This is a genomic window from Mycobacterium adipatum, assembly GCF_001644575.1.
Classification (GTDB): domain Bacteria; phylum Actinomycetota; class Actinomycetes; order Mycobacteriales; family Mycobacteriaceae; genus Mycobacterium; species Mycobacterium adipatum.
This window is the reverse complement of the sequence record NZ_CP015596.1, coordinates 4,816,412-4,843,184: the sequence shown is the minus strand read 5'-3', so window position 1 is coordinate 4,843,184 and position 26,773 is coordinate 4,816,412. Positions and strand designations below refer to the sequence as shown.

Annotated in this window: 28 protein-coding genes; 15 read left to right on the top strand and 13 right to left on the bottom strand. The window is 68.1% G+C overall.

The window, feature by feature from the left end; genetic code table 11:
• A complete protein-coding gene (locus tag A7U43_RS22980) occupies positions 1-807 on the bottom strand; it encodes an SDR family NAD(P)-dependent oxidoreductase (protein WP_067999691.1) in 807 nt (268 codons plus the stop codon).
• A gap of 89 nt (positions 808-896) precedes the next feature.
• On the opposite strand from A7U43_RS22980, the gene A7U43_RS22975 reads away from it, so the two are divergent.
• The 3 genes from A7U43_RS22975 to secA all read left to right on the top strand — a co-directional run bounded on the left by A7U43_RS22975 (position 897) and on the right by secA (position 5,498).
• Positions 897-1,526, top strand: a complete 630-nt coding sequence (locus tag A7U43_RS22975; RefSeq protein WP_068003503.1) for a ComF family protein — start codon at positions 897-899, stop codon at positions 1,524-1,526.
• 339 nt (positions 1,527-1,865) lie between these two features.
• Positions 1,866-2,501: a ribosome hibernation-promoting factor, HPF/YfiA family gene (gene hpf / locus A7U43_RS22970; protein WP_197500091.1), complete on the top strand. Its 636-nt coding sequence runs from the start codon at positions 1,866-1,868 to the stop codon at positions 2,499-2,501.
• Between the two features lie 189 nt (positions 2,502-2,690).
• Complete coding sequence (gene secA, locus A7U43_RS22965; protein WP_067999686.1) at positions 2,691-5,498, top strand: preprotein translocase subunit SecA; 2,808 nt, start codon at positions 2,691-2,693, stop codon at positions 5,496-5,498.
• A gap of 5 nt (positions 5,499-5,503) precedes the next feature.
• Here secA and A7U43_RS30410 read toward each other — a convergent pair whose 3' ends face one another.
• Positions 5,504-6,019, bottom strand: a complete 516-nt coding sequence (locus A7U43_RS30410; RefSeq protein ID WP_231963392.1) for an Rv3235 family protein — start codon at positions 6,017-6,019, stop codon at positions 5,504-5,506.
• A gap of 168 nt (positions 6,020-6,187) precedes the next feature.
• On the opposite strand from A7U43_RS30410, the gene A7U43_RS22955 reads away from it, so the two are divergent.
• The 5 genes from A7U43_RS22955 (at position 6,188) to A7U43_RS22935 (ending at position 12,458) form a co-directional block, all read left to right on the top strand.
• Positions 6,188-7,597, top strand: coding sequence for a WS/DGAT/MGAT family O-acyltransferase (locus tag A7U43_RS22955; RefSeq protein ID WP_067999681.1), 1,410 nt, complete (start codon positions 6,188-6,190; stop codon positions 7,595-7,597).
• Between the two features lie 52 nt (positions 7,598-7,649).
• Positions 7,650-9,398 carry a BCCT family transporter gene (locus A7U43_RS22950; RefSeq protein WP_067999680.1) on the top strand — a complete coding sequence of 583 codons (1,749 nt, stop codon included), beginning with the start codon at positions 7,650-7,652 and terminating at the stop codon, positions 9,396-9,398.
• A 6-nt stretch (positions 9,399-9,404) separates the two neighbouring features.
• Complete coding sequence (locus A7U43_RS22945) at positions 9,405-9,920, top strand: DUF6912 family protein (RefSeq protein ID WP_197499899.1); 516 nt, start codon at positions 9,405-9,407, stop codon at positions 9,918-9,920.
• Positions 9,921-9,986: 66 nt separating this feature from the next.
• Positions 9,987-11,141: a ferredoxin reductase gene (locus A7U43_RS22940; RefSeq protein ID WP_067999678.1), complete on the top strand. Its 1,155-nt coding sequence runs from the start codon at positions 9,987-9,989 to the stop codon at positions 11,139-11,141.
• Positions 11,142-11,210: 69 nt separating this feature from the next.
• Positions 11,211-12,458, top strand: a complete 1,248-nt coding sequence (locus tag A7U43_RS22935; protein ID WP_067999676.1) for a fatty acid desaturase family protein — start codon at positions 11,211-11,213, stop codon at positions 12,456-12,458.
• A gap of 78 nt (positions 12,459-12,536) precedes the next feature.
• Here A7U43_RS22935 and rsgA read toward each other — a convergent pair whose 3' ends face one another.
• On the bottom strand, positions 12,537-13,523 hold the full coding sequence (gene rsgA, locus A7U43_RS22930) for a ribosome small subunit-dependent GTPase A (protein WP_067999672.1): 987 nt from the start codon (positions 13,521-13,523) through the stop codon (positions 12,537-12,539).
• A complete protein-coding gene (gene aroA, locus A7U43_RS22925) occupies positions 13,520-14,803 on the bottom strand; it encodes a 3-phosphoshikimate 1-carboxyvinyltransferase (protein WP_068003497.1) in 1,284 nt (427 codons plus the stop codon). Before aroA ends, rsgA begins: the two co-directional genes overlap by 4 nt.
• 10 nt (positions 14,804-14,813) lie before the next feature.
• Between aroA and A7U43_RS22920 the strand changes: the two genes are divergently transcribed.
• The gene (locus tag A7U43_RS22920) at positions 14,814-15,587 is read left to right on the top strand and encodes an SOS response-associated peptidase (RefSeq protein ID WP_068003495.1); all 774 of its coding nucleotides are present in this window, start codon (positions 14,814-14,816) and stop codon (positions 15,585-15,587) included.
• Entirely contained in the window at positions 15,584-17,059 is a 1,476-nt protein-coding gene (locus A7U43_RS22915) for a N5-glutamine methyltransferase family protein (RefSeq protein WP_067999669.1), read from the top strand. The genes A7U43_RS22920 and A7U43_RS22915 overlap by 4 nt, the downstream gene beginning before the upstream one ends.
• On the opposite strand, the gene A7U43_RS22910 is transcribed toward A7U43_RS22915, so the two are convergent.
• Positions 17,060-17,824, bottom strand: a complete 765-nt coding sequence (locus tag A7U43_RS22910) for a class I SAM-dependent methyltransferase (RefSeq protein WP_067999667.1) — start codon at positions 17,822-17,824, stop codon at positions 17,060-17,062.
• A 27-nt stretch (positions 17,825-17,851) separates the two neighbouring features.
• Here A7U43_RS22910 and A7U43_RS22905 point away from each other — a divergent pair, with 27 nt between their 5' ends.
• Complete coding sequence (locus A7U43_RS22905; RefSeq protein WP_068003493.1) at positions 17,852-18,577, top strand: YqjF family protein; 726 nt, start codon at positions 17,852-17,854, stop codon at positions 18,575-18,577.
• A 14-nt stretch (positions 18,578-18,591) separates the two neighbouring features.
• On the opposite strand, the gene A7U43_RS22900 is transcribed toward A7U43_RS22905, so the two are convergent.
• Positions 18,592-19,440: an SDR family oxidoreductase gene (locus tag A7U43_RS22900; protein ID WP_067999665.1), complete on the bottom strand. Its 849-nt coding sequence runs from the start codon at positions 19,438-19,440 to the stop codon at positions 18,592-18,594.
• A gap of 10 nt (positions 19,441-19,450) precedes the next feature.
• A complete protein-coding gene (locus A7U43_RS22895) occupies positions 19,451-19,942 on the bottom strand; it encodes a YbaK/EbsC family protein (RefSeq protein WP_067999663.1) in 492 nt (163 codons plus the stop codon).
• 212 nt (positions 19,943-20,154) lie between these two features.
• On the opposite strand from A7U43_RS22895, the gene A7U43_RS22890 reads away from it, so the two are divergent.
• Both A7U43_RS22890 and rsrA read left to right on the top strand, forming a co-directional pair.
• Positions 20,155-20,787 (top strand): sigma-70 family RNA polymerase sigma factor, encoded by a 633-nt coding sequence (locus A7U43_RS22890; protein WP_067999662.1) that lies wholly within the window; start codon positions 20,155-20,157, stop codon positions 20,785-20,787.
• A complete protein-coding gene (rsrA, locus tag A7U43_RS22885) occupies positions 20,784-21,086 on the top strand; it encodes a mycothiol system anti-sigma-R factor (protein ID WP_067999659.1) in 303 nt (100 codons plus the stop codon). The genes A7U43_RS22890 and rsrA overlap by 4 nt, the downstream gene beginning before the upstream one ends.
• Positions 21,087-21,182: 96 nt before the next feature.
• On the opposite strand, the gene A7U43_RS30690 is transcribed toward rsrA, so the two are convergent.
• Positions 21,183-21,257: a 50S ribosomal protein bL37 gene (locus tag A7U43_RS30690; RefSeq protein ID WP_085976028.1), complete on the bottom strand. Its 75-nt coding sequence runs from the start codon at positions 21,255-21,257 to the stop codon at positions 21,183-21,185.
• Positions 21,258-21,416: 159 nt separating this feature from the next.
• On the opposite strand from A7U43_RS30690, the gene A7U43_RS22880 reads away from it, so the two are divergent.
• The gene (locus tag A7U43_RS22880; RefSeq protein ID WP_068003490.1) at positions 21,417-21,632 is read left to right on the top strand and encodes a biotin/lipoyl-binding carrier protein; all 216 of its coding nucleotides are present in this window, start codon (positions 21,417-21,419) and stop codon (positions 21,630-21,632) included.
• 20 nt (positions 21,633-21,652) lie between these two features.
• Positions 21,653-23,152 (top strand): sensor histidine kinase, encoded by a 1,500-nt coding sequence (locus A7U43_RS22875; RefSeq protein WP_067999657.1) that lies wholly within the window; start codon positions 21,653-21,655, stop codon positions 23,150-23,152.
• 122 nt (positions 23,153-23,274) lie between these two features.
• Here A7U43_RS22875 and whiB1 read toward each other — a convergent pair whose 3' ends face one another.
• The 5 genes from whiB1 to A7U43_RS22850 all read right to left on the bottom strand — a co-directional run bounded on the left by whiB1 (position 23,275) and on the right by A7U43_RS22850 (position 26,724).
• Positions 23,275-23,529 carry a transcriptional regulator WhiB1 gene (whiB1, locus tag A7U43_RS22870; RefSeq protein ID WP_029373613.1) on the bottom strand — a complete coding sequence of 85 codons (255 nt, stop codon included), beginning with the start codon at positions 23,527-23,529 and terminating at the stop codon, positions 23,275-23,277.
• A 257-nt stretch (positions 23,530-23,786) separates the two neighbouring features.
• Complete coding sequence (locus tag A7U43_RS22865; protein WP_067999655.1) at positions 23,787-24,734, bottom strand: diacylglycerol/lipid kinase family protein; 948 nt, start codon at positions 24,732-24,734, stop codon at positions 23,787-23,789.
• Positions 24,735-24,878: 144 nt separating this feature from the next.
• Complete coding sequence (locus tag A7U43_RS22860) at positions 24,879-25,397, bottom strand: M15 family metallopeptidase (RefSeq protein ID WP_082902265.1); 519 nt, start codon at positions 25,395-25,397, stop codon at positions 24,879-24,881.
• A gap of 9 nt (positions 25,398-25,406) precedes the next feature.
• Entirely contained in the window at positions 25,407-25,808 is a 402-nt protein-coding gene (locus A7U43_RS22855; protein ID WP_067999653.1) for a YchJ family protein, read from the bottom strand.
• The gene (locus A7U43_RS22850) at positions 25,795-26,724 is read right to left on the bottom strand and encodes a LysR family transcriptional regulator (protein WP_067999652.1); all 930 of its coding nucleotides are present in this window, start codon (positions 26,722-26,724) and stop codon (positions 25,795-25,797) included. The genes A7U43_RS22855 and A7U43_RS22850 overlap by 14 nt, the downstream gene beginning before the upstream one ends.
• Positions 26,725-26,773: the final 49 nt, after the last annotated feature.

Below are 26,773 nucleotides of genomic sequence, written 5' to 3'. Positions count from 1 at the left end.
TCAGCGCGGGCGCTGCGCCGCGCGCTGCTGCGCGACGAACCGAATCGACATGCGTTGCAGCAGTCCCGGCGCGTATCGGGCCAACCGCCAGGCCATGCGGGCTCGGCGCGGCCAGACCAGTAGCGCCTTGTTGCGCTCGATGGCCCGCAGCGTGTCGGCGGCCAGTTCGTCGGCGGAGGCGAATCGCGTACTGCGCCGGCCCATCCGGTAGAAGTCGCGGCCGACGAACCCGCCGACCGCACCCTTGTCCAGGATGGGCGTCTCGACCGCGGTCGGACAGATCGCCAGCACCCCGACCCCGTGGCCGGCGGCCTCGCTGCGCAGCGCCAACGACAGCCCGACGACGGCGTGTTTGGTCATCACATAGCTGGTGATCTGGCCGGCCGCGGCCAGCCCGGCCATCGACGCGGTGTTCACGATGTGCCCGTGGCCCTGCGTGACCAGCACCGGGTAGGCGGCGGCCACCCCGTGCACCACGCCGCGGATGTTGACGTCGATGATCGCGTTCCACTGATCCAGGGTCAGCAGTTCGGTGTCCCCGCCCCAGGTGATGCCGGCGTTGTTGAACATCAGGTCGAGTCGGCCGGTCCGGTCCACCACCTCGGTGACACAGTCGGCGACGGCGGTCGCGTCGGTGACGTCGAGCCGGAGCCACCGGGCGCCGAGCGGTTCGGCGGTGGCGCGCGCCGCGGCTTCGTCGACGTCGGTGCACAGCACCTGCGCGCCGGCTCCGGCCAGTGCGCGGCACAGGGCCGCCCCTATCCCGGACCCGGCTCCGGTGACGATGGCCTGTTTTCCCGCGAACATGCCGAAATGCTAACGGTAATGGCAACGGTGACCTTCACATGCGGGTCGGAGCCGGAGCTGTCGGTGCCCGGCGCCACACTGCAGACATGCTGCTCGACCTCATCCTGCCGCTGGAGTGCGGCGGCTGCGGCGCACCGTCGACGCGCTGGTGTCCCACCTGTGCGGCGGAGTTGGTGGCCCGTGCCGCTGAACCGCGACTGGTCACCCCGCGGGTGAACCCCGGGGTGCCGGTGTTCTCGCTGGGCCGCTACGCCGCCGCCCGGCGCCAGGCGATCGTCGCGGTCAAGGAACACGGCCGCGCCGATCTGGTCGGGCCGCTGGCCGGTGCCCTGTACACCGGCCTGGCCCGGCTGCTCGGCTGGGGACTGCTCGATGCGCCGCTGACCCTGGTGCCCGCCCCGACCCGACGGATGGCCGCACGCAGGCGCGGTGGTGACCCGGTGACCCGGTTGGCACTCGCGGCGACCGCGCAGCTGCCCGCGGTCACCGTGGTGGCGGCGCTGCGGCTGTCCGGCTTCACCCGGGACTCCGTCGGTCTCTCCAGCGCGGACCGGCAGCGCAATCTGGCCGGGCGGGTGCGGCTGAGCACACCGGTCCGCGGTCCGGTGGTGCTGGTCGACGATGTCGTCACCACCGGTGCCACCGCCTGCGAATCGGTGCGCGCCCTGCAAACCGCTGGCGCCGAGGTGCACGCGGTGTTGGCCCTGGCCGATGCATGAAACGCGACGCCGACGGCAGGGGTGTCTATTGCTGCCAGATGAAGAACTCAAAACAGGTCTGCGAAATTGGTGGCACAGTCAGGTGAACAACGACTACCGTCGGGTCCAACAACCCCGTGTTGCACACGGCGGCACCCGGTAAGGGCGCCCGTGGGCCACCGGGACTGCCCGAGTGCGGTAGGAGGTGATTACTCGACACCTGACGCCGGCGGGCGCAGCGACATGCAACGTCCGTCGACGTGACTGTGATGATCCGCAGCACGTGACGCACGTGCGCCTTCCGACAGAAACGAGTTGTCAAGCATGTCAACCAATTCCGTGGAAACCAATAGCTCCACCATGGTCCTCGAGGATCACGACCGTTCGACCGAGGCGCCGGCGCTCAACGCCGACGTCGTCGTCAAGGGCCGCAACGTCGAGGTTCCCGACCACTTCCGCATCTATGTCGCCGAGAAGCTGGCCCGGTTGGAGCGTTTCGACAGAACCATCTACCTGTTCGACGTCGAACTCGATCACGAGAAGAACCGGCGCCAGCGCAAGAACTGTCAGCACGTCGAGATCACCGCCCGCGGGCGCGGCCCGGTGGTGCGCGGCGAGGCGTGCGCGGACAGCTTCTACGCGGCACTGGAGTCGGCGGCGAGCAAACTCGAAGCACGACTGCGCCGCAGCAAGGATCGTCGCAAGATCCATTACGGCGACAAGACGCCCGTCTCGGTGCACGAGGCCACCGCGGAGCTGGCAGCAGTCGAGGAACCCACGCCGCACGACCCGTTCGCCGTGGAGCCCAACCACGAACCCGGTCGCATCGTGCGCACCAAGGAGCACGCGGCCACCCCCATGAGCATCGACGATGCTCTCTACGAGATGGAACTCGTCGGGCACGACTTCTTCCTCTTCCACGACAAGGAATCCGATCGGCCGTCGGTGGTGTACCGCCGGCACGCCTACGACTACGGACTCATCCGGCTGGCCTGAGCCGGCCGCCCACGCGCGAGCCCCCGGCTGCGACGCCGGGGGCTCGTCGCATGTCCGGGCGCGCCCGCAGCAGACTTTCAGCCGGCCGTTTCGGCGAGTCGCCTACGATGGAGTGTTGGCAGGCCGGCGCGCGGCACCCCCGTCGCACACGTCGGCCGACACTGTTCATCAACCCACAGGGGAATTAGCGTGCTCGATAAGTTGCTCCGTCTCGGTGAAGGCCGCATGGTCAAGCGCCTCAAGAAGGTCGCCGACTATGTGGAGACCTTGTCCGACGACGTCGAGAAGCTGTCAGACGCGGAGCTACGCGCCAAGACCGACGAATTCCGCAAACGGGTTGCCGGCGGTGAAGACCTCGACGACCTGCTGCCCGAGGCGTTCGCGGTGGCCCGTGAGGCCGCCTGGCGGGTGCTGGGGCAGAAGCCGTTCCCCGTCCAGTTGATGGGTGGCGCGGCGCTGCACTTCGGCAATGTGGCCGAGATGAAGACCGGTGAGGGTAAGACCCTGACCGGCGTGCTGCCCGCCTACCTGAACGCGCTGTCGGGCAAGGGTGTGCACCTGGTCACCGTCAACGACTATCTGGCCAAACGCGACAGCGAGCAGATGGGCCGCATCCACCGCTTCCTCGGGCTGGAGGTCGGCGTCATCCTGTCCGGGCTGACCCCCGACGAGCGCCGCGCGGCCTACGCCGCCGACATCACCTACGGAACGAACAACGAGTTCGGCTTCGACTATCTGCGCGACAACATGGCCCACTCCGTACAGGAGATGGTGCAGCGCGGACACAACTACGGCATCGTCGACGAGGTCGACTCGATCCTCATCGACGAGGCCCGCACACCGCTGATCATCTCCGGCCCCGCCGACGGCGCTTCGCACTGGTACAGCGAGTTCGCCCGGCTGGCCCCGCTGATGGAGAAGGACGTCCACTACGAAGTCGACCTGCGCAAGCGCACCATCGGTGTGCATGAGCTCGGCGTCGAGTTCGTCGAGGACCAGCTGGGCATCGAGAACCTCTACGAGGCCGCGAATTCGCCGCTGGTCAGCTACCTGAACAACTGCCTGAAGGCCAAGGAACTGTTCCTGCGCGACAAGGACTACATCGTGCGTAACGGTGAGGTCGTCATCGTCGACGAGTTCACCGGCCGCGTGCTGGTGGGCCGGCGCTACAACGAGGGCATGCACCAGGCCATCGAGGCCAAGGAGCACGTCGAGATCAAGGCCGAGAACCAGACGCTGGCGACCATCACGCTGCAGAACTACTTCCGGCTCTACGACAAGCTCGCCGGCATGACCGGTACCGCCCAGACCGAGGCGTCCGAGCTGCACGAGATCTACAAGCTCGGTGTGGTCAGCATCCCGACCAACCGGCCGATGATCCGCGTCGACCAGTCCGACCTGATCTACAAGACCGAGGAAGCCAAGTACATCGCCGTTGTCGACGATGTGGTGGAGCGCTACGAGAAGGGCCAGCCGGTCCTGATCGGCACCACCTCGGTCGAGCGTTCGGAGTACCTGTCGCGCCAGTTCACCAAGCGCCGGGTGCCGCACAACGTGCTGAACGCGAAGTACCACGAATCCGAGGCGAACATCATCGCCGAGGCCGGCCGCCGCGGCGCCATCACCGTGGCGACCAACATGGCCGGCCGCGGTACCGACATCGTGCTCGGCGGCAACGTCGAGTTCCTGGCCGACAAGCGGCTGCGGGATCAGGGCCTGGACCCGGTCACCACCCCGGAGGAGTACGAGGCCGCCTGGGAGCCGACGGTCAGCAAGATCAAGGCCGAGGCGAAGGCCGAGGCCGAAGAGGTCATCGCTGCCGGTGGGCTCTACGTGCTGGGCACCGAGCGCCACGAGTCCCGCCGCATCGACAACCAGCTGCGTGGTCGCTCGGGCCGGCAGGGCGATCCCGGCGAATCCCGGTTCTACCTGTCGCTGGGCGACGAGTTGATGCGGCGCTTCAACGGCGCGACGCTGGAGACCCTGCTGACCCGGCTGAACCTGCCCGAGGATGTGCCGATCGAGGCCAAGATGGTCACCCGCGCCATCAAGAGCGCGCAGACCCAGGTGGAGCAGCAGAACTTCGAGGTCCGCAAGAACGTGCTCAAGTACGACGAGGTGATGAACCGGCAACGGACCGTCATCTACAAGGAGCGCAGGATGATCCTCGAGGGCGAGAACCTGGCGCAACAGGCGCACGACATGATGGTCGACGTCATCACCGCCTACGTGAACGGGGCGACGGCCGAGGGCTACTCCGAGGACTGGGACCTGGAGAAACTGTGGGAGGCGCTCAAGACGCTGTACCCGGTCGGTATCGACCACCACGACCTGATCGACTCCGACGCGGTCGGAGAGCCCGGTGAGCTGACCCGCGACGAACTGCTCGACGCCCTGGTCAAGGATGCCGAGCGCGCCTACGCCGAGCGGGAGAAGCAGATCGACGCCATCGGTGGCGAGGGCGCCATGCGCCAGCTGGAACGCAACGTGCTGCTCAATGTGATCGACCGCAAGTGGCGTGAACACCTCTATGAGATGGACTACCTCAAGGAGGGCATCGGGCTGCGCGCGATGGCTCAGCGCGACCCGCTGGTCGAGTACCAGCGCGAGGGTTACGACATGTTCGTGGCCATGCTCGACGGCCTCAAGGAGGAGTCGGTCGGCTTCCTGTTCAACGTCGCGGTCGAGGCCGCGCCGCGCACGGCCCCGACGGTTGCCCCGATGCCGCAGGGACTGGCCGACTTCGCCGCCGCGGCGGCCGAGCAGGCCTCCGCGGCAGCCGCGGATCACGCACAGGGCCAGGTGGCCACCAAGGAACGCCCGGCCGGTGTTCAGGCGAAAGGCATCGGCGGCGACGGGACACCCGCGCTCACCTACTCCGGCCCGGCCGAGGACGGCTCGGCCGAGGTGAAGCGCGCCGGTTCGGCCGGCCCCGCCACCTCCGGCGGGACACGTAAGGAGCGCCGCGAGGCGGCGCGCAAGGGCCGCAAGCGCTGACCGGGTCAGCCGATCTGTAGCGCCACCAGCTGCCAGCGTCCGGCCACTAATTCGACGCGGGCGGCGATGGCGCGCACCCGGGATCCGCGCGTGTAGGTGGCGAACACCTCGGCGGCGTCGTCGGTCGCGGTCCCGACGCGGCGCAGCCGGATCCGGCGCAGCACCGCGGTGCCGCCGGCCGGCGGCACCCGTGCCAACGTCTGCGCGATGTCGATCAACGGGGGTGCCAGCAAGCCGCGCAACTGGCTGACCGGTCGTCGGCGGTCCACCACCTCCAGGACCCGGCGCAAGGTGGCGTCGGTGAACGTCACCGCCGCCGCCGGCACCGGGAGCTCACCGGCGACGGCGGGCGGGCGCGCCGGCCGCGCCGGCCGCGGACGCAGGGTGGGCGGATGGGGCGCCTGGCGCCCCGCCCCGCAGACCGGTGGTTCGCAGTCGATGATCGGTGACGTCACCGCGGGGTGACCCGGTTCGGCGTGCACTTCGACGTGGTGGACGGGGTGCGGTCTGACATGGGTCACGGGCTCTCCAGCGGGCACGGAAACGGACGGGACGCTGCTGGAGAGGCACAGCCATATTGATGATCGCACGGGTCGGCGGTGCTGCAGTGCACCCGTGATGCGCGCAGTGGACGTCGGCGGATACGGTGGCGGGGAAACAGCACCGGGTGAGGGGAGGACGCTGTCGCGATGGTGACGAGACTGTCGGCATCCGACTCTGCGTTCTACCGCCTGGAGAACAGTTCGACCCCCATGTACGTGGGGTCGCTGTCGATCGTGCGTAAGCCGCGCGGCGGGTTGAGCTACGAGGCGGTACTGGCCACCGTCGAGCAGCGGCTGCCGCAGATCCCGCGGTACCGGCAGAAGGTTCGCGAGGTGAGCCTGGGGTTGGCGCGGCCGGTGTGGATCGACGACACCGAGTTCGACATCACCTATCACGTCCGGCGCTCGGCGCTGCCCTCACCGGGCAGCGATGCCCAGCTGCACGACCTGATCGCCCGGATCGGCTCCCGGCCGATGGACAAGTCCCGGCCGTTGTGGGAGATGTACATCGTCGAAGGCCTGGCCCGCAACCGCATCGCCATCTACACGAAATCGCATCAGGCGCTCGTCAACGGCATGTCGGCGCTGGAGATCGGGCACGTCATCGCCGACCGGACCCAGAAGCCACCGGAGTTCGGCGAGGACATCTGGATCCCGGCCCGCGAACCCAGCGATTCCCAGCTGTTCGTCGCCGCGCTGGGGGAGTGGGTCACCCGGCCCACTGCGCAGGCCGCCGCGGTCCGCTCGGCGGTGGGAGACCTGGCCACCACTGCCGGTGCGCTGGTGGACGCCGGCCGTCGCATCGCCGACGTCGCACGCACAGTGGCCCGCGGCACCGCGCCGAGCAGCCCGCTGAACACCACCGTCTCGCGCAACCGGCGGTTCACGGTGGCCGCGCACCCGCTCGAGGAGTACCGCGCGCTGCGGGCGCGCTACGAATGTGATGTCAACGATGTGGTGCTCGCGGTGGTGGCCGGGGCGCTGCGTAACTGGTTGCTGTCCCGCGGCGAGCCGGTGACCGCGACATCGACCGTGCGCGCGATGGCGCCGAACTCGGTGTATCCCGACGCCGAGATCGATTCGGCGGGACCGGGTCAGGCCATCAGTGAGGTGTCGCCGTTCCTGGTGGATCTACCGATCGGCGAGGGTAATGCCGTGGTGCGGTTGTCCCAGATCGCACACGCCACCGAATCCCATTCCACCGCAGCCAGTTTGGTCGACGCCCGCACCATCGTCACGCTGTCGGGGTTCGCGCCCCCGACGCTGCACGCCATGGGCATCCGGGTAGCGACGAGTTTCTCGGCCCGGCAGTTCAATGTGCTCATCACCAATGTGCCCGGTGCGCAGAAGCAGATCTACATCGCCGGTGCCAAGCTGCTGGAGTTTTACGCGGTGCCGCCACTTTTGGCCAATCAGGTGCTGGCGATCGCGGTGACCTCCTATAACGGCATGTTGTACTTCGGAATCAACGCCGACCGGGATGCCATGAGCGATGTGGATGTTCTGCCGGGATTGCTGCGCGAGTCGCTGGACGAATTGCTGGACGTAACGCGCTGATTCGGGAACGAAGTTGACTTCGGTCGGCCGATCGCGTTGTGATGGATCGACCATGTCTATTAATTCGCCTCGCGAACAAACAGGCCGCAAACCCGAACTGGACGTGATCCCGCATCCCGTCCTCGACGTTCCGATCGACGAACAAGCACTGGTCAAGGAGGGTCGGCTGGACCTTGTCGTATTCGGTGTCACCGCCGTCATCGCGGTCGGATTCTTGGTCTGGGGGTTCTTGGACACCGCATCGCTGGCGGCCGCATCCGGTGACGCGCTGGGCTGGGTGATGTCGAACACCGGCTGGCTGTTCACGCTGATGGCCTCGGCATTCGTGCTTTTCGTGCTGTGGATTGCCCTCGGCCGGTTCGGCAACATCCCGCTCGGCCGCGACGACGAGGAACCCGAATTCCGCACGGTCTCTTGGATCGCGATGATGTTCAGCGCCGGTATGGGCATCGGGCTGATGTTCTTCGGTGTCTCCGAACCGCTTTCGCATCTGGTCTCCCCGCCGCCGGGCACCGGTGCGCAGGGCAACCCCGAAGCGGTGCAGAACGCGATGGCCACCACGCTGTATCACTGGACTCTGCATCCGTGGGCGATCTATGCGGTGGTGGGCCTGGCCATCGCCTACGGCGTGTACCGCAAGGGGCGCTTCCAGCTGATCAGTGCGGCGTTCGAGCCGCTGCTCGGCGACCGCGCCCACGGTGGTTGGGGCAAGGTCATCGACATGCTGGCGATCTTCGCCACGCTGTTCGGGTCGGCGGCCTCACTGGGCCTGGGCGCGTTGCAGATTCGCAGCGGCCTACAGATCGTCGGCGGTATCGGGGAGACCGGAAACGCGGTCCTGATCGGCATCATCGCCGTGCTCACCTGCGCGTTCGTGCTCTCCGCGGTGTCCGGTGTTGCGCGCGGTATCCAGTGGCTGTCCAACTTCAACATGGTGCTGGCCCTGCTGTTGGCGGCCTTCGTATTCATCGTCGGCCCAACGGTTTTCATCCTGAACCTGATACCGACGTCGATCGGCAGTTACTTCCAGGACCTGGCAATGATGTCGGCGCGGACCGGTGCCGAGGGGGCCGAGACCGAGGCCTGGCTGGGATCGTGGACCGTCTTCTACTGGGCGTGGTGGATTTCCTGGACACCGTTCGTCGGCATGTTCATCGCGCGGATCTCGCGGGGGCGGACCATCCGGCAGTTCGTCACCGGCGTCCTGATGGTGCCCAGCCTGGTCTCGTTGGTCTGGTTCTGTGTGTTCGGCGGTGCGGCGATCAAGGCCCAGCAGGAGGGCGCCGATCCGGCCGGCGAGGGCACCGTGGAGGGGCAGCTGTTCGGTCTGCTCGGCGAGTATCCGCTGGCGACCGTGTCGACCGTGGTGGTGATGGTGCTGGTGGCGGTGTTCTTCGTCTCCGGCGCCGATGCGGCGTCCATCGTGATGGGCTCGCTGTCCGAACGCGGCACCATCGAGCCGCACCGCAAGACCGTCATCTTCTGGGGCGTCGCCACCGGCGCCGTGTCGGCGGTGATGTTGCTGGCGGGCGGTTCCGATGCGCTGACCGGTTTGCAGACCATCACCATCGTGGCGGCGCTGCCCTTCGTGCTGGTGATGATCGGGCTGGCGGTGGCGCTGGTGAAAGACCTGCGCCAGGACCCGATGATGGTGCGCCGGCAGTACGCCGTCGACGCGGTGAACTCGGCGGTGATCGCCGGCGTCACCGCGCACGGCGACGATTTCGTCATCGCGGTGGAAAAGGACCCCGACGCCGACCCCGACGCGACCGCGAGCTCCGGCGGGCGCACCGGGGGTTAATCTCGCGTGGTGCGTGTCTACATACCGGCGACCCTGACGATGTTGCAGCAGCTGGTGGCCGACGGGTTGATCCATGCCCGCAGCGGCACCGCTTTTGCGGTCACGCCGGCGTTGCGCGAGTCCTATGCCGAGGGCGATGACGACGAGCTGGCCGAGGTGGCATTGCGGGAGGCCGCGCTGGCGTCGCTGCGTCTGCTGGCGATCGGCGCGGAGGCTCCCTCGGACGGTGAGGCACTGCCGCCCCGGCGGGCCGCGCTGGTGGTCGATGTCGCCGAGGCGACGCCGCGGCCCGATCTCGACGATGCGGTGGTGCGGCTGGCGGGTCCGGTCCCGCTGGCCGACGTCGTCGCCGTCTACGTGGACAACGCCGCCGCCGAGGCCGATGTCCTGGCCGCCGTCGAGCGGGTCGACGAGGCGGATCTCGGCGACGAGGACGCCGAGCTTGCTGTGGGTGACGCCCAGGACCACGACCTGGCCTGGTACGCGCCGCAGGAGTTGCCGTTCCTGCTCGAGCTGTTGTGATGCACGTCGCACCTCACGTGCGCGGAAAGTCACTACGCGTGCGTAAGTTACGGTACCGTAGGTTGCGTGGCGAAGAGTGAGATCAAGGTCGCGGCAAAAGTAGCCGACACAGTGCGTCCCACGATCGCGGGCGCAGACCGTCACCGCGGCTGGCACGCACTGCGCACCATCGCCGGCCGGATCACCACCCCGTTGCTGCCCGACGATTACCTCAAACTTGCCAACCCGCTGTGGTCGGCACGCGAACTGCGCGGCCGGGTGGTCGAGGTGCGCCGCGAGACCGAGGATTCCGCCACGCTGGTCATCAAACCGGGCTGGGGCTTCTCGCTGGACTACGAGCCCGGCCAGTACGTGGGGATCGGCCTGCTGGTCGACGGCCGCTGGCGCTGGCGCTCCTATTCGCTGACCTCGCCCCCGCTGCGCAGCGGCGAGAACAAGCGTGGTGCACGCACCATCACCATCACCGTGAAGGCCATGCCGGAGGGCTTCCTGTCGACGCACCTGGTCGGCGGCGTGGAACCGGGCACGATCGTGCGGCTGGCCGAGCCCCAGGGCAACTTCGTGATGCCCGATCCCGCGCCGGCATCGGTGCTGTTCCTGACCGCCGGATCGGGGATCACCCCGGTCATGTCGATGCTGCGCACCCTGCAGCGCCACGAACAGATCACCGACATCGTGCACGTGCACTCCGCACCGACCGAGGCCGATGTCATGTTCGCCGCCGAGTTGAAGCAACTGCACGATGTCCATCCGGGGTACCGGATGGAACTGCGTACCACCCGCACCCAGGGCCGGCTGGATCTGACCCGCCTGGGCGAGGTGGTGCCGGACTGGCGCGAACGTCAGGCGTGGGCGTGCGGTCCGGAAGCGATGCTCAACGACGCCGAGCGGGTCTGGGCCGAGGCGGGTATCCCCGCGAATCTGCATCTGGAGCGGTTCGCCGTCAGCCGCGCCGCGCCGCACGGCACCGGCGGCACCGTGACGTTCGAGCGCAGCGGTAAGAGTGTGCCGGCCGATGCCGCGACTTCGCTGATGGAAGCCGGGGAGAGTGCCGGGATCCAGATGCCGTTCGGCTGCCGGATGGGCATCTGCCAGTCGTGTGTGGTGGGCCTGGTCGAGGGCCATGTGCGCGATCTGCGCACGGGCGTGGAGCACGAGCCGGGGACCCGGGTGCAGACCTGCGTTTCGGCCGCCTCCGGCGACTGCGTGCTGGACGCATAGCTTTTACCGACAAGTAACCTACGGTTCCGTAGGTTACGTTATCGTAGGGATTGGAAGGAGGGCCGAAAAATGGCTATTACCGACGTACCGTCGTTTGCGCATCTCACCGAGGCGGATATCGAGACGCTGGGCGCGGAACTGGACGCAATCCGCCAGGACATCGAGGATTCGCGAGGCGCCGCCGACGCGCGTTACATCCGTCGGGCCATCGCCGGACAGCGTGGGCTGGAGATCGTCGGCCGCCTGCTGCTGGCCGGCAGTTCCAAGCGCAGCTTCTGGTGGGCGGGCGCCTCGACCCTGGGCGTGGCCAAGATCATCGAGAACATGGAGATCGGCCACAACGTCATGCACGGCCAGTGGGATTGGATGAACGATCCCGAGATCCACTCCTCCACGTGGGAGTGGGACATGAGTGGCGCCTCCAAGCACTGGCGGTTCACCCACAACTTCATGCACCACAAGTACACCAATATCCTCGGCATGGACGACGATGTGGGCTACGGCGTCATCCGCGTCACCCGCGATGCGAAGTGGAAGCCGTTCAACCTCTCGAACCTGGTGTTCAACACGCTGTTGGCCGCCCTGTTCGAATGGGGTGTGGGCCTGCAGCACCTGGAACTCGGCAAGATCTTCAAGGGCCGCGACGACCGCAAGGCGACAATGGTCCGGGTCAGGGAGTTCGGCGTGAAGGCCGGTCATCAGGTGGCCAAAGACTATGTGCTCTGGCCCGCATTGACCTCCCTGTCGCCGGGTGCGACGTTCAAGTCCACCGCCAAGGCCAACGCGGTCGCCAACATCATCCGCAACGTGTGGGCCAACGCCGTGATCTTCTGCGGCCATTTCCCCGATGGCGCGGAGAAATTCACCAAGACCGATATGGCCGGTGAGAGCCGCGGTGAGTGGTACCTGCGTCAGATGCTGGGCAGCGCCAACTTCGAGAACGGCCCGGTGCTGCGTTTCATGAGCGGCAACCTGTGCCACCAGATCGAGCATCACCTGTACCCGGACCTGCCGAGCAACCGGCTCTACGAGATCTCCATCCGGGTGCGCGCACTGTGTGACAAATACGATCTGCCCTACACCACCGGGAACTTCCTGGTGCAGTACGGCAAGACGTGGCGCACCATCGCCAAGCTGTCCGTGCCGGACAAGTTCCTCAAGGACACCAGGGACAACGCGCCGGAGACCCGCAGCGAGCGGATGTTCGACGAGTTGGAGGGCTTCGGAGTCACCGATCCCGCCACCGGGAAACGCCGCGGCCTGAAGACCGCGATCGCCACGGTGCGCGGCTGGCGGCAGGGCAAGATCGCCGCATAACCATCCACCCCTACCGCGAGCGTGCGTGTCTGTCCCAGACACGCCGCTCGCGGTTCGGCGTTTGTGCACCTTCGCGGGTCAGTAACCCGCCTCGTTGAGGGTGGCCAGCAACAGCCGGGCGGCCGCGACTCGGCCGGCCGCGGGCCCGGTCAGCGTGTCCAGCGCGCATTCCGGATCGGCGGGCGGCCCCAGATGTCCGCAGCCGCGCGGACATTCGTCGACCGCCTCGGCGAGGTCGGAGAAAGCCTGAACCACGTCATCGGGCTGCACGTGGGCCAGCCCGAATGACCGGATGCCCGGGGTGTCGATCACCCAGCCGGATCCGCGCAGCGGCAACGCCACCGATTGGGTCGAGGTGTGCCTGCCCTTGCCGACTCCGGACACCCCGCCGGTGGCGCGATCCGCTTCCGGCACAAGACGATTGACCAGGGTGGATTTCCCCACCCCGGAATGCCCCAGCAGAACCGTCACCTTCCCGGTGAGCAGCGGCGCCACCACGTCGAGCGGGTCGTCGCGCCCCGCCGTGACCACCTGCAGATCCAGATCGCTGAACTGCGCCGCGAACGGCTCCGGCGCGGCCAGATCGGATTTCGTCAGGCACAGGATCGGGGTCAGCCCGCCGGTATACGCGGCGATCAGCGCGCGCTCGACGAACCCGGTGCGCGGCGGCGGATCGGCCAAAGCCACCACGATCAGCAGCTGATCGGCATTGGCCACCACCACCCGCTCGGCCGGGTCGGTGTCATCGGCGGTGCGGCGCAACACCGTCCGTCGATCGCCGCGACGCACGATGCGGGCCAGAGTGTCCGGTCGGCCGGACAGGTCACCGACGATGCTCACCTCGTCGCCGACGACGATGGGCGTGCGGCCCAGCTCGCGGGCCCGCATCGCGGTGACGTTGCGATCCGGGTCGCCACCCAACGCGCAGCCCCACCGACCACGGTCGACGGTGACCACCATCGCCTCGGCGGCGTCGGCATGGTCGGGCCGGGTCTTGGTCCGCGGACGCGAACCCTTGCCCGGGCGTACCCGGACATCGGACTCGTCGTACTCGCGAGATCTCACATCGCGCCCAGCATGTCGGCCCACATCCCGGGGAAGTCGGGCAGTGTCTTGGATGTGGTGGCGATGTCCTCGACCTGTACGCCGGGCACCCGCAGCCCGATGATCGCACCGGCGGTGGCCATCCGGTGGTCGGCGTAGGACCGCCACACCCCGCCGTGCAGCGGGGCCGCGGTGATCCGCAGGCCGTCCGGGGTCTGGGCGCATTGCCCACCGAGGCCGTTGATCTCGGTGCTCAGCGCCGCCAGGCGGTCCGTCTCGTGTCCGCGCAGATGGGCGATCCCGCGCAGTGTGGACACCGACCCCGGTGTGGCCAGGGCGGCCAGCGCCGCGACCGCCGGAGCCAGCTCGCCGATATCGTGCAGGTCGACGTCGATACCTCCGTAGCCCGCCGCGCCCCGCGCCTGCAGATACGAATCGGTCTGTTCGGCAACGATATTCACCCGGGAGAGCAGATCAAGGATCGCCCCCGACGGCTGGATGCTCTCGGCCGGCCACCGGCTGATCCGTACCGTCCCGGCGGTGACGGCGGCGGCGGCCAGAAACGGCACCGCATTGGACAGGTCGGGCTCGATGTCCCAGTGCCGGGCGGCGACCGCGCCGGGGGCCACCCGCCAGCGGTTGGGCACGTCGTCCTCGACGGTGACGCCCGCGCTGCGCAGCATCGACACCGTCATCGCGATGTGCGGGGCGGACGGCACCGAGTCGCCGGTGTGCACGACGATCAGGCCGTCGCGGAAGGTGGCGCCGGCCAACAGCAGCCCGGAGACGAACTGCGAGGATGCCGATGCGTCGATGCGTACCTGCCCGCCGGCCACCGAGCCCTCCCCGCGGACCTCGAAGGGCAGTCCGCTGCCCTCGATCCGGACACCGAGGCCGCGCAGCGCGTCCAGCAGCGGCGCGATGGGGCGGGCCCGGGCCTGCTCGTCGCCGTCGAAGAGCACCGTTGCGGTGCCGATGGCGGCCACCGCGGGCAGGAACCGCAGCACGGTGCCCGCCAGCCCACAATCGATGCGGGTGGCCGGGGCGGGGGCGATGGCGCCGGCGGCGGTCAGTTCGGTGCCGTCGCCGGTGACGGTCACGCCCAGCGCCCGGATGGCGTCGATCATCAGATCGGTGTCGCGGCTGCGCAACGCGCCGCTGATGGTGGTCGCCCCCTGGGGGGTGGCCAGCGCGGCCAGCACCAGCGCCCGATTGGTCAGTGATTTCGATCCGGGTACCGCCACCGTGGCGTGCACGGGTGTGGTGGTCGTCGGTGCCGGCCAGTTCTTCACGGCCTCTATCCTGCCTGGTATGTGTGGGCGATTTGCGGTGACCACCGACCCGGCGCTGTTGGCGGAGAAAATCAAGGCCCTCGACGAGACGGTGGGCGCCGCGGCAGCCGAGGCGCCGGGTTCCGGCGCGAACTACAACGTGGCGCCGACCACCACCATCAGCACCGTGGTCAAACGCCATGACGAGCCCGATGACGAGTCCACCCGGCGGATCCGTTCCATGCGCTGGGGTCTGATCCCGCCCTGGGCGAAGGCCGGCGCGGACGGCTCCCCGGACACCAAGAAGGGCCCCCTGCTGATCAATGCGCGTTCCGAGACGTTGACCACGTCGCCGGCGTTCCGCGGCTCGGCCAAGAGCAAGCGCTGCCTGATCCCGATGGACGGTTGGTACGAGTGGAAACCGACCGCCTCCGCGGACGGCAAGAAGCCCGCCAAGACGCCCTTCTACATGTACGCCGCCGACGGCGAGCCGTTGTTCATGGCCGGCCTGTGGTCGGTGTGGCGGCCCCGAGAAAATCCGTCCGATGCGCCACCGCTGATCAGTTGCACCATCATCACCACCGATTCCGCGGCGCAACTCGCCGACATCCATGACCGCATGCCGCTGTCCATCAGCGCACCGGACTGGGACCGCTGGCTGGATCCCGACGCCCCCATCGACGAGGGCCTGCTGCGCGGGCACGGCGACCTGGACCGCATCGAGATCCGGGAGGTGTCGCGGCTGGTGAACAGCGTGCGCAACAACGGCCCGGAACTCATCGCGCCCGTGCACCCCGAGGCGGGCCTGTTTTGACCCTCGGGCCGGACACGCTGGACGCCCTCGGCGCCGATCTGCGGGCGGCCGGCTTCACCGTGGACGGGGTTGCCGAACTGCTCGGCGACCAGGCACATGCCGCCCTGGGCCGCGGTGTGTGGTGGCCGGCCGCGCGGGTGGCCGACGGCGCGGATCCGCTGTCCACGCTGGTGCGGCTGTTCCTGCTCGGCGCCCAGGTGCCGCGCGCCCAGCTCGAGGGGACATTCCCGACGGCCTCGCCGGCCGCGCTGCTGGCCGGTGGGGTGCTGGAGACGGTCGACGGGTCCGTGCGGGCGGCACTGGACATCCGCCCGCATTCCGACGGCGCCCGTGACTTTCTGGTCGTCTCCGACCAGGACGCCGCGCTGCGCGGCGGCCCGCTGCGCCGTGACCATGTGCTCGGTATCGGTGGCGCGTCGATGTCGCTGGCGCGTGCCGTCGTCCGCACCCCGGTGCGCCGCGCGCTGGATCTGGGTACCGGGTGCGGGATCCAGGCCCTGCATCTGGACGGGCACTGCGAACAGATCGTCGGCACCGACACCAACGAGCGGGCGCTGATGCTGGCGGCGGCCACCGCACGTCTGAACGGGATGTCCTGGGATCTGCGCTCGGGCAGCCTGTTCGAGCCGGTGGCGGGGGAGCGCTTCGACCTGATCGTGTCCAACCCGCCGTTCGTCATCGGTTCCGGTGCCAGCGACTACGAATACCGCGATTCCGGGGTGGCCGGGGACGGTGTGTGCCGCACCCTCGTGCAACAGGTCGGGGATCACCTGAACCCCGGCGGGACCGCTCAGATCATGGCGAACTGGATTGTCCGCGAAGGTGATTGGCGCGATCGTGTGCGCGAGTGGTTGGCCGGCGCCGGCCTGCACGCCTGGGTGGTGCAGCGTGAACTTGCCGACCCGGTGAGCTACGTGTCGCTGTGGCTGGCCGACGCCGGCGAGAGTCAGGACCAGACGGCGCGCCGCGGCGGCGCCTGGCTGGACTGGTTCGCCGAACAGGGCATCACCGGGATCGGCATGGGATTGATCTCGCTGCGGCGCCCGGTGGAGGGTGAGGCGCCCGAGCAGATCCTCGAAGAGATCACCGCCGCGGATGAACTCGTCACCGGCGCCGAAGTGGAGGCGTTCTTCGCCCGGCGCGGATATCTGCGCGCCACCAGCGACTCCACCCTACTGGCGGCGCGGTTGTCCACCGCACCGGTGTTCCTGGAGCAGCAGTCGCTGCCGGGGCCCGACGGCTGGCAGCAGGTCGGTGCCGCGGTCCGGCGCCCGGGTGGTCCGGGCGCGGTGATCGGTGTCGACGAGGTTCTCACCGCGTTGCTGGCGGGTTGCCGCGGGGAGGTGCCGCTGGGCACGCTGATCGCCCTGCTCGCGGCGCACCACGGGGTGGACGCCGATGCACTGGCCGAGGTGGCGCTGCCGGAGGTTCGCGAGGCAATCGGCCGCGGGATCCTGTATCAGGCGCAGTGACTAGCGCCGCCGGGCCGCGACCACCGCGTAGGACGCTTCGAAGCTGATCCCGTCGGCGGTCGCGTAGCGCTCGAAGGCCGCGGTGAACGCCTCGGTCAGGCGCACGCAGGTGTCCTCATCGGAACGGGTGAACAGGTCCACGTGCATCGGGGATTCGTCGGTGACGAATACCACGGCATCCGCCACCGACCCGAATTCCCAAGCATGCCGGCCATTCTCGATGAAGATTTCGTCGAAATCATCGGCGAGCCGGGTGGTGACGATATCGGGCTCGCCCCATTGATCGGGGCTGTACGGCATGGCCGGGGGTGTGCCGAGCACGTCGATGATCGGGTTGTAGAACGGATTGTGGGTGTCGCGTACCCAGGTGGAGAACCCCAGGAAGCCGCCGGGGCGCAGCAGCCGGGCGATCTCGGCGACCTGACTGACCGGCTCGACGAAGATGATGCCCATATTGGACAGCGCCGCGTCGAAACCCGCGTCGGGCAGTCCGGTGGTCGAGGCATCGGCGGCGACCCAGTGCACCGCGTCGCCGCCGGGCTTGTCGGCGGCGATGGCCAGCAGTTCGGGGGTGAGGTCGACGCCGGTCACCTGCGCGCCGGCCGCGGCGGCCGCCAGCGCGGCGTTACCGGTGCCGCAAGCGAGATCGACGACGAGGGCGCCATCGAGCGGGCGTAACCGGTCCACCGTGGCGACCAGCTGGGCGGAGATGGGCGCGATGCGGTGGGCGACGGCCTCATACCGTCCCGCAGACCAGATTGACACCCGGCCAGCCTATGCCACGATGACGTGGTGACCGGTCCGTCCGTCATCGCCCCGCCGTTACGGCGCCCGGTGCTGGTCGGCCAATTCTGGAGTGATCTGACCTTCGTGCACTGGCCGGTGCGCCCGGCGGCGGTCGCGCACCTGTTCCCGGACGGCACCCGCCCGGATGTCTTCGGCGACGGGCTCACCTACGTCGGGTTGATCCCGTTCGTGATGCGCCACACCGCGTTGGCGAACCGGGTGCCGGTGCCCTACCTCGGTGCCTTCGCCGAGACCAACGTGCGGCTGTACTCGGTGGACACCGCGGGACGCCAGGGCGTGCTGTTCCGGTCCCTGGAGACCGAGCGGCTGGCCGTGGTGCCGCTGACCCGCATCGGGTTGGGCGTGCCCTACACCTGGGCGAGGATGCGGGTGACCCGATCCGGCGACCGGATCAGCTATCAGAGCGTGCGGCGTTGGCCGCGAAGGGGTTTGCGCAGCACGCTGAGCGTGACCGTCGGTGCGCCGCTGCAGCCGACACCGCTGCAGGTGTGGCTCACCGCTCGCTGGGGTGCGCACACGCGCACGGCGGGACACACCTGGTGGGTACCCAACGACCACCCGCCATGGCCGCTGCACGCAGCCGAGATCGACCACCTGCGTGACGATCTGGTCGTTGCGAGCGGTGTGCCGGTGGCCGGTGCCCGGTTGCCCGCCATGTACTCACCCGGGGTGGCGGCCCGGTTCGGCAGGCCCGTGCGGGTGCGTCGGTAGCGCTCGCGATGCCCTCAAGGCCCGGTGTAGCCGGGCGGGTTGGGGGTGTCCACCCACAGGTCGACGCCGAGATCGGATCCGGGCACGCAGTCATAGGCCGACAGGTCGGTGACCCCGGATTCCAGCAGCACGTCCTCGCACAGCAGGCTGTGGCCGGTGTACTCGCGGGCCGCGCGGGTGAAGACCGCGTAGGCGGCGTCGGCGTATACCGCGGGTTTGCGGGCGCGGCCCATCGCCTCGTCGCCGCCGAGGAGGTTCTGCACCGCCGCGGTGGCCACCATCGTGCGTGGCCACAACGTGTTGGAGGCGATGCCGTGCTGGCGCATCTCTTCGGCGATACCCAACGCGCACAACGTCATCCCGAACTTGGCCATCATGTAGGGGGTCGGTTTGAGCCACTCGGACTCCAGCCGGATGGGCGGGGACAGCGTGAGGATGTGGGGGTTTGCGCGCCCCTTCATGTGCGGGATGCAGGCCTGCGAGACGCTGTACGTGCCGCGCACCTGGATACCGTTCATCAGGTCGAAGCGCTTGAGCGGTACCTCCTCGATGGAGCCCAGGTTGATGGCCGAGGCATTGTTCACGCAGAGGTCGATCCCGCCGAACTGCTCGACCGCCTGGGCCACGGCGGCGGCCACCGAGTCGCCGTCGCGCACATCGCCGACGATGGGCAGCGCCTGACCGCCGACCTCCTCGATCTCGCGGGCCGCGGTGTAGACCGTGCCGGACAGTTTGGGGTGCGGTTCGGCGGTCTTGGCAAGTAGTGCGATGTTGGCGCCGTCGGCGGCGGCCCGCTTGGCGATGGCCAGGCCGATGCCCCGGCTGGCGCCGGAGATGAACATGGTCTTTCCCTGAAGCGACATGGTCGACAGCCTACGTGGCGCGAATATCCCCGGTAATGCCAACGGTAAGCCGTACCAGGTCCGCGGGTGCCAGCGCGACGTCCCAGCCGCGTTTGCCCGCGCTGCAGAGCACCCGGTCCCACCGCAGCGCCGAGGAGTCGATCACGGTGGGCAACGCCCGGCGCTGACCCAGCGGGGAGATGCCGCCGAGCACGTAGCCGGTGGAGCGTTCGGCCGCGGCGCGGTCGGCCATCGCCGCCTTGGGCACATTCAACGCGGCGGCCGCGGCCTTCAGCGAGAGCTTCGAGGGCACCGGCAGGACGGCCACCGCCAGCCCGCCCGGCACGGCAAGGATCAGCGTCTTGAAGATCTGTGCGGGATCCAGGCCGTGCGCGGCGGCGAGTTCGGTGACGGCCTCGTCGCCGAACGACGCGGCACGCGGGTCGTGCTGGTAGCGCAGGATCTGGTGCTCGGTGCCGTCGGCGAGCAGGGCGGCGATCGCCGGGGTTGCTGCTCGTGCCACCCGGTCAGACTAGTTGCGGGGAATGCGGACGGACGCGGCCACCGTTGTTGCAGATATCGACAGCTGCGGGCGCCTCGGCCCCGATGATGTCGGTCATTGCCCTTAGGATCGTCAGATAGGAGATTTTGGTGCCAACGGCCTGCCTGGATCGTCCGGTATTCATGCCGGCGCTGTTCGGTGATGCCGCGACAGAAGGGACGGTGTCTCCCGCAATGACCGATATCGATGAGGCGGCCCCCGCCGCAGAGACCGACGCCGAGCTGACCGCTCGGTTCGAACGCGATGCCATTCCACTGCTCGACCAGCTCTACGGTGGTGCACTGCGGATGACGCGCAATCCCGCCGACGCCGAGGACCTGCTGCAGGAGACGATGGTGAAGGCCTATGCCGGGTTCCGGTCGTTCCGGGCCGGGACCAACCTGAAGGCCTGGCTGTACCGCATCCTGACCAACACCTACATCAACAGCTACCGCAAGAAGCAGCGCCAGCCGGCCGAGTACCCGACCGAGGAGATCACCGACTGGCAGCTGGCGGCCAACGCCGAGCACTCGTCGACCGGTCTGCGCTCGGCGGAGGTGGAGGCCCTGGAGGCGTTGCCGGATACCGAGATCAAGGCGGCGCTGCAGGCCCTGCCCGAAGAATTCCGGATGGCGGTCTACTACGCCGATGTCGAGGGATTCCCGTACAAGGAGATCGCCGAGATCATGGACACGCCGATCGGGACGGTGATGTCGCGGCTGCACCGCGGCCGTAAACAACTACGTGAGCTGCTGGCCGACGTGGCCAGGGACCGGGGATTCATCCGAAATCCGCAGTTCGGTGCGCCCGAGGAGGTGTCGTCGTGACCCAGTCACCTGAAGATGAACGCTGGACACCGCCGATCGGCCCGGTCGACCCTGACCACCCCGAATGCGCGGCGGTGATCGCCGAGGTATGGACGCTGCTGGACGGTGAATGCACCGCCGAGAGTCGCGACAAGCTCAAGCAGCATCTCGAGGAGTGCCCGACCTGCCTGCGCCACTACGGTGTGGAGGAGCGGGTGAAGAACCTGATCGCCAACAAGTGCAGTGGCGAGAAGGCACCCGAAGGGCTACGGGCACGGCTGCAGATCGAGATCAGCCGAACCACCATCATCCGGGGCTGAGGGCCCCTACCCGCACAAAAGACAACCGCCCGGCTTCCCCTTGGGAGACCGGGCGGTTTGTTGCGTACGCCGTCTTCGCCGAGACGGCGTGCCGCGTCAGGCGTTGGGGCGACGGCCGTGGTTGGCCTTCGAGTGCTTGCGGTCGCGCTTCTTGCGGCCTCGCTTGGCCATGGTGAACCTCCAGATCAAATGAATGCTTGGGGTCCAGTATCTCATGCCGCGAGGACTGCTTTTTCCCGCATGGTGGTCGATGCCGCTTTCGGTCTTGTGGTTCGATATAGGCAGGTAGGCGGAACAGCAGCCAGCCAAGGCGAAGTGAGTGGGGTGAAGATGGCCGAGGATGTTCGCGCGGAGATCGTGGCCAGCGTGCTGGAGGTCGTGGTGCAAAAGGGCGACCAGATCGATGCGGGCGACACCCTGGTGCTGCTGGAGTCCATGAAGATGGAGATCCCGGTGCTGGCAGAGGTCGCGGGCACGATCAGCGAGGTGAGCGTCACGGTGGGTGACGTCATCCAGGCCGGCGATCTCATCGCGGTGATCAGCTAGCCCGTCCGCGGTAGCGCGCCATGTCGACTCTCGGTGACCTGCTCGCCGAGCACACCGTCCTTCCCGGTACCGCCGTCGACCATCTGCACGCCGTGGTCGGTGAGTGGCAGATGCTGGCCGATCTGTCCTTCGCCGACTACCTGATGTGGGTCCGCCGCGATGACGAGTACCTGGTCTGTGTGGCGCAGGTGCGTCCGAACACCGCCTCCACCATGCTGCTGGCCGATGCGGTGGGTACCACGACGGCCGCCGCGGAGATGCCGGTGGTCCGCGCGGCGTTCGACTCCGGCGCGATCGGCCGGGAGAGCGATGTCCGCCCGCCGCCCACCGGGGATGGCCAATGGTTGAACGTCGAGGCCGTCCCGGTGCGACATGGTGACCGGGTGGTCGCCGTCATCACCCACCAGACGGCGCTGGCCGAGGGCCGCACGTCCAGCCCGTTGGAACGCGCCTACCTCGATTGCGCCGCCGACCTGTTGCACATGCTCAGCGACGGCACCTTCCCCAATGTGGGTGACCTGCCGATGTCACGGTCCAGCCCCCGGGTCGGCGACGGTTTCATCCGGCTGGGAGTGGCCGGTGAGGTCGCCTTCGCCAGCCCCAACGCGATCTCGGCGTACCACCGGATGGGTTTCGCCGCCGAACTCGAGGGGCACAACCTGGTCGCGGTGACCAGGCCGCTGATCTCGGATCCGTTCGAGGCCCAGGAGTTGGCCGAGCATGTGCGTGACTCGCTGGCCGGCGGGTCCAGCATGCGGATGGAGGTCGACGCCGGCGGCGCTGCGGTGCTGATGCGCACCATCCCGCTGCAGGTGGGCGGTGCGGCCGCCGGGGCGGCGGTGCTGATTCGCGATGTCACCGAGGTCAAACGGCGCGACCGCGCGCTGTTGTCCAAGGATGCGACGATCCGAGAGATTCATCATCGGGTGAAGAACAACCTGCAGACGGTTGCCGCGCTGCTGCGGTTGCAGGCCCGGCGGACCAACAACGCCGAGGGCCGGGAGGCGCTCATCGAGTCGGTGCGCCGGGTGTCCTCCATCGCCCTGGTGCACGACGCGCTGTCGATGTCGGTGGATGAGGAGGTCAATCTCGACCAGGTGGTGGACCGCATCCTGCCGATCATGAACGACGTCGCCTCGGTGGACACCCCCATCCGGATCACCCGCGAGGGCGATCTGGGCGTGCTCGACGCCGACCGGGCCACCGCGCTGATCATGGTGATCACCGAACTGGTGCAGAACGCACTCGAGCATGCGTTCGACGGCGATGTGGTGAAGGGTTCGGTGACCATCCGGGCCGAGCGTTCGGCGCGCTGGCTCGACGTCGTCGTGCACGACGACGGCCGCGGACTGCCGGAGGGTTTCAGCCTGGAGAAGTCCGACCGGCTGGGACTGCAGATCGTGCGCACGCTGGTCTCCGCGGAACTCGACGGCTCCCTTGGCATGCACGATGTGGATTCCGGTGGCACCGACGTGGTGCTGCGGGTGCCGATCGGGCGCCACCGCCGGGCCGCGATCTAGCCCGACCGGGCGTCAAATGTGATGCAGCGCACAGTGACTGGTGGCTCAGTCGACCCCGTACGAAAAAGACTGCGGCCCCGACAGTGAATGTCGGGGCCGCAGTCGAAATCTTGCGGGTGGGCCTAGACGCTGGTGCGCGCCTTGGTCCGTGCGTTGCGACGCTTGAGTGCGCGACGCTCGTCTTCGCTCATGCCGCCCCACACCCCGGCGTCCTGGCCGGACTCGAGTGCCCAGCTCAGGCACTCGGTGGTTACCGGGCAACGGTTGCAGACGAGCTTCGCGTCAGCGATCTGGGCGAGCGCCGGGCCGCTGTTTCCCACCGGGAAGAACAGTTCCGGATCCTCGTCGCGACAGACCGCCTTATGACGCCAATCCATGCTTCCATCTCCTAGTCAGGTCATTGCAGTTGCGCCACAAAGACGCACTAGCTTGTTTTCGGCTGTTAACGCGTGCACATGAAATGTTTCTGCACTGTTGCATCTGATGCTTTCACAGGCTGAACAGATGTCAATAGAAGTGCGTTAACACGTGGGCAATGTCACTGCGGTACCGGGTTACCGGTCCGCTCACTCGTTTGTACTACACTCAACTCACTTGCGCTCTAAATTTATGCCGCTCACAGCAAATTCGCAGGTCAGGACGATTCAACGGTCGGCGCAACCACGCACAGCGCGTCGGGGACCGACGTGAAAGTCATCGCGTCACGCAATCCGATGTAATCCCCGTCGATCTGGCACGCCACCGGTGTGTCACTGGTCACCCGCAGCCACGCCAGGTCGTCTTCGCGGATCAAATGCGGCGCCTTGATATCCGGTTTGGACGACAGCATTCGGCGTACCAGGCCGAGATTGCGCCACACGTTCATGTTCGTGATGGCGAACACCCCGAGCCCGGTTTCGAATGTCGTGGTCGGGTTCGTCCAGACCGGCCGGGCATTCGCGTACGTCCACGGGCTGGAGTTCGACACGAACGCGAAATGCACACCGGAGACCGGCTCGCGGCCCGGCAACTCGACGGTCAGCAGGGGCTCTCTGCGCGCGCTGGCCAGCATTTCGCGGATCGCCACCCGGATATAGCGGGACGCGGTCACGGTGCGGCCCTTGGCGCGCTGAGCCTCCACGGCGGCCACCACGTCACCGTCGACGCCCATGCCCGCGGTGAAAACGCCCCAGCGCTCGCCGCAGTTCATCAGGCCGATGCGCCGCCACGGCACACCGCGGCGGTGATCGCCGAGCAGGTCGACGAGCTGATTGGTCGCCTCGATGGGGTCCGGGCTGATCCCCAGGGACCGGGCGAAGACGTTGGCCGAGCCGCCCGGCACCACGCCGACGGCGGGGGCATGTTCGCAGGGCTCCTGCAGCACGCCGTTGACCACCTCGTTGACCGTGCCGTCACCGCCGTGCACGATCAGCACGTCGATCCCGTCGCGGGTGGCCTGATGGCCGATCTCGATGGCATGGCCCCGGTGGTCGGTGTGGATCACGCTCAGCTCGACGCGGCTCTCCAGCGCATGGGCCAACAGATCACGCCCGGCCGGGGTCGTCGAGGTGGCGTTGGGGTTGACGATCAGCACGGCGCGCACGAGGTACCACCCTAACCGTGAATCCGCCGACGATGAATCCACGGACGCAACGCCGGGTGAGCGGGTGGCGCACACCCGATGATCATCGGGTGAACAACGCGTCCGTCGATAGCGTTGGCGCGGAAGCCCGTTGGGTCCGCGGGGTCAGTGGGCGCCGGCGGCGTCGGGAAGCAGCGCCGGGCAGGCCCCGAACAGATCGGTACTCAACTCGAAATGCCATGTCTCGTTGGCGTAGATCTGGCACAGCCCGAACCGGGGTCCGTTGGCGATCATCCACTGGTCCGCGCCGGGACCGCCGATGTCGACGGCCGCGCCCACCACATGGCGGGATTGTTCGGGGGTCTGCACGTAGCGGCGGGCCGCTTGGTAGCTGCCGTAGGTCACGATGGCCTCGTCGAGCAACTGTTGCTGGAACTCCGGTGAACGCCACCCCGAGGTCACGGTGACGGTGACCCCGTCGGCGGCGGCCGCCGAGGTGGCGTTCTGCACCGCGGCCAGCAGGGTGGGGTCCAGCCCGCCGATGGCCGGATCGGCCACGTCGAACGCGGTCAACGGTGCGCTGCCCGGCGTGGTCTCACCGGCCGGGTCGGCCTGGGACACCGGTGCCATCAGCACGGCGGCGGCCGCGCAGGCCGCTGTCGCCACGATCAGCTGGACACGCATCGGGCCAGTCTACGGACCGTCGATGAAATCCCCGTCCACATATCGCCAGGAGCCGTCCTGGATGCGGCAGAAACGGCTGCGTTCGTGCAGGATGTGGCGCTTCCCGTGGTGCTGGTACTGGGCGCGGAATTCCACGATGCCGGTGTCGTCGGCGACGCCGCCGGCCTCGGTGTCCACGATCTGTAGGCGCCGCCAGATGATCTCGTCGTCGAGATCCAGCCGTGCGGGCGCGGTGTCGGGATGCCAGCTGCGCAGCAGGTAGTCGGCGCGGCCGCGCGCGAAGGCGCTGAACCGCGACCGCATCAGAGCTTCGGCGGTCACCGCGAGCGTCCCGTCGTGCAATGTTCGGCAGCACTCGCGGTAGGTTCGTCCGGATCCGCACGGGCAGTTCTCCGAGTCAGCGTCGGGCATCGGATTTCCCTATCGCAGCGGCGATTTCGTCCACCAGGGCCTCGAGGTGTGCCGGATCGCCCAGCCGGTCCGGTGCCCAGGAAAGCGCGATTTTCACTGGAGGCCAGGTGCTTTCGTCGATCGGTATCAGTTTGAATTCCGGCGGCGAGAAGATCCTGCCGATCGCCGACGCCGGCGCGTAGGTCACCAGAGCCACCAGGTGGCGGTTGAAGACCTGGGTTGCCATCTCCAGTTCACCGCCGAGTTGGTTGGTGGTTCGCACGATCCGCTGCACCCCGCGGGCCTGCAGCCCACGGGTCAGCCCGGCGAGCACCACCGGGTTGGGCCGTGCGAAATCGATCACCACGTCGCGCTCGCGCAGCGCCTCGATGGACACGCTGTCGCTGGCGGCCAGCGGATCGTCGAAGCGGACGGCGATCGCGCCGGGATAACTGGCCACCACCCGGTGGCGTAACCGCCGGTCCGAGGACGGCAGATGGATCAGGCCGAGATCGAGGTGACCGGACACCAGTTTGGCGGTGACCTCGGCCGCCGAGCCGGGAACACTGAATGCGGTGGGCACCGTCAGTGCCGCCACCGTCGTCTCCAGTTGTGCCAGAAAGTCCGACGGCGCATAGGCGGTGGCGCCGATGCGGATGACTGTGGCGCCGTGGGTCATCCGTGCTGCCATCGCCTTGAGGTCATCGACCCGGTCGAGGATGTCGCGGGCCGGGCCCAACAATGTTTCGCCGAGCGGGGTGAGTCCGACGTTGTGGTAGTCGCGGTCGAACAGTCGGCCGCCGAGCTCGTTCTCCAACAGTTTGATCTGCTTGCTCAGCGGCGGCGGGGTGATCATCAGCCGGTCGGCGGCCCGTTTGAAGTGCAGCTCTTCGGCGACCGCCACGAAGTAACGGAGCCTGGTGAAGTCCACGTGCATGCGGGTATATCCGAACCGGGTAGAGGGACGATGCTGGTTCCCGGATCTT

Excerpts from the sequence above, each read along its gene's own strand:
- A7U43_RS22900 (WP_067999665.1), bottom strand. The coding sequence starts at position 19,440 with ATGTCGCTTCAGGGAAAGACCATGTTCATCTCCGGCGCCAGCCGGGGC.
- A7U43_RS22855 (WP_067999653.1), bottom strand. The coding sequence starts at position 25,808 with ATGCCCGACGCTGACTCGGAGAACTGCCCGTGCGGATCCGGACGAACC.
- A7U43_RS22850 (WP_067999652.1), bottom strand. The coding sequence starts at position 26,724 with ATGCACGTGGACTTCACCAGGCTCCGTTACTTCGTGGCGGTCGCCGAA.
- A7U43_RS22920 (WP_068003495.1), top strand. The coding sequence starts at position 14,814 with ATGTGTGGGCGATTTGCGGTGACCACCGACCCGGCGCTGTTGGCGGAG.
- hpf (WP_197500091.1), top strand. The coding sequence starts at position 1,866 with ATGGTCCTCGAGGATCACGACCGTTCGACCGAGGCGCCGGCGCTCAAC.
- A7U43_RS22980 (WP_067999691.1), bottom strand. The coding sequence starts at position 807 with ATGTTCGCGGGAAAACAGGCCATCGTCACCGGAGCCGGGTCCGGGATA.
- A7U43_RS22860 (WP_082902265.1), bottom strand. The coding sequence starts at position 25,397 with ATGCGTGTCCAGCTGATCGTGGCGACAGCGGCCTGCGCGGCCGCCGCC.
- A7U43_RS22935 (WP_067999676.1), top strand. The coding sequence starts at position 11,211 with ATGGCTATTACCGACGTACCGTCGTTTGCGCATCTCACCGAGGCGGAT.
- A7U43_RS22890 (WP_067999662.1), top strand. The coding sequence starts at position 20,155 with ATGACCGATATCGATGAGGCGGCCCCCGCCGCAGAGACCGACGCCGAG.
- A7U43_RS22880 (WP_068003490.1), top strand. The coding sequence starts at position 21,417 with ATGGCCGAGGATGTTCGCGCGGAGATCGTGGCCAGCGTGCTGGAGGTC.
- A7U43_RS22950 (WP_067999680.1), top strand. The coding sequence starts at position 7,650 with ATGTCTATTAATTCGCCTCGCGAACAAACAGGCCGCAAACCCGAACTG.
- A7U43_RS22955 (WP_067999681.1), top strand. The coding sequence starts at position 6,188 with ATGGTGACGAGACTGTCGGCATCCGACTCTGCGTTCTACCGCCTGGAG.
- whiB1 (WP_029373613.1), bottom strand. The coding sequence starts at position 23,529 with ATGGATTGGCGTCATAAGGCGGTCTGTCGCGACGAGGATCCGGAACTG.
- A7U43_RS22875 (WP_067999657.1), top strand. The coding sequence starts at position 21,653 with ATGTCGACTCTCGGTGACCTGCTCGCCGAGCACACCGTCCTTCCCGGT.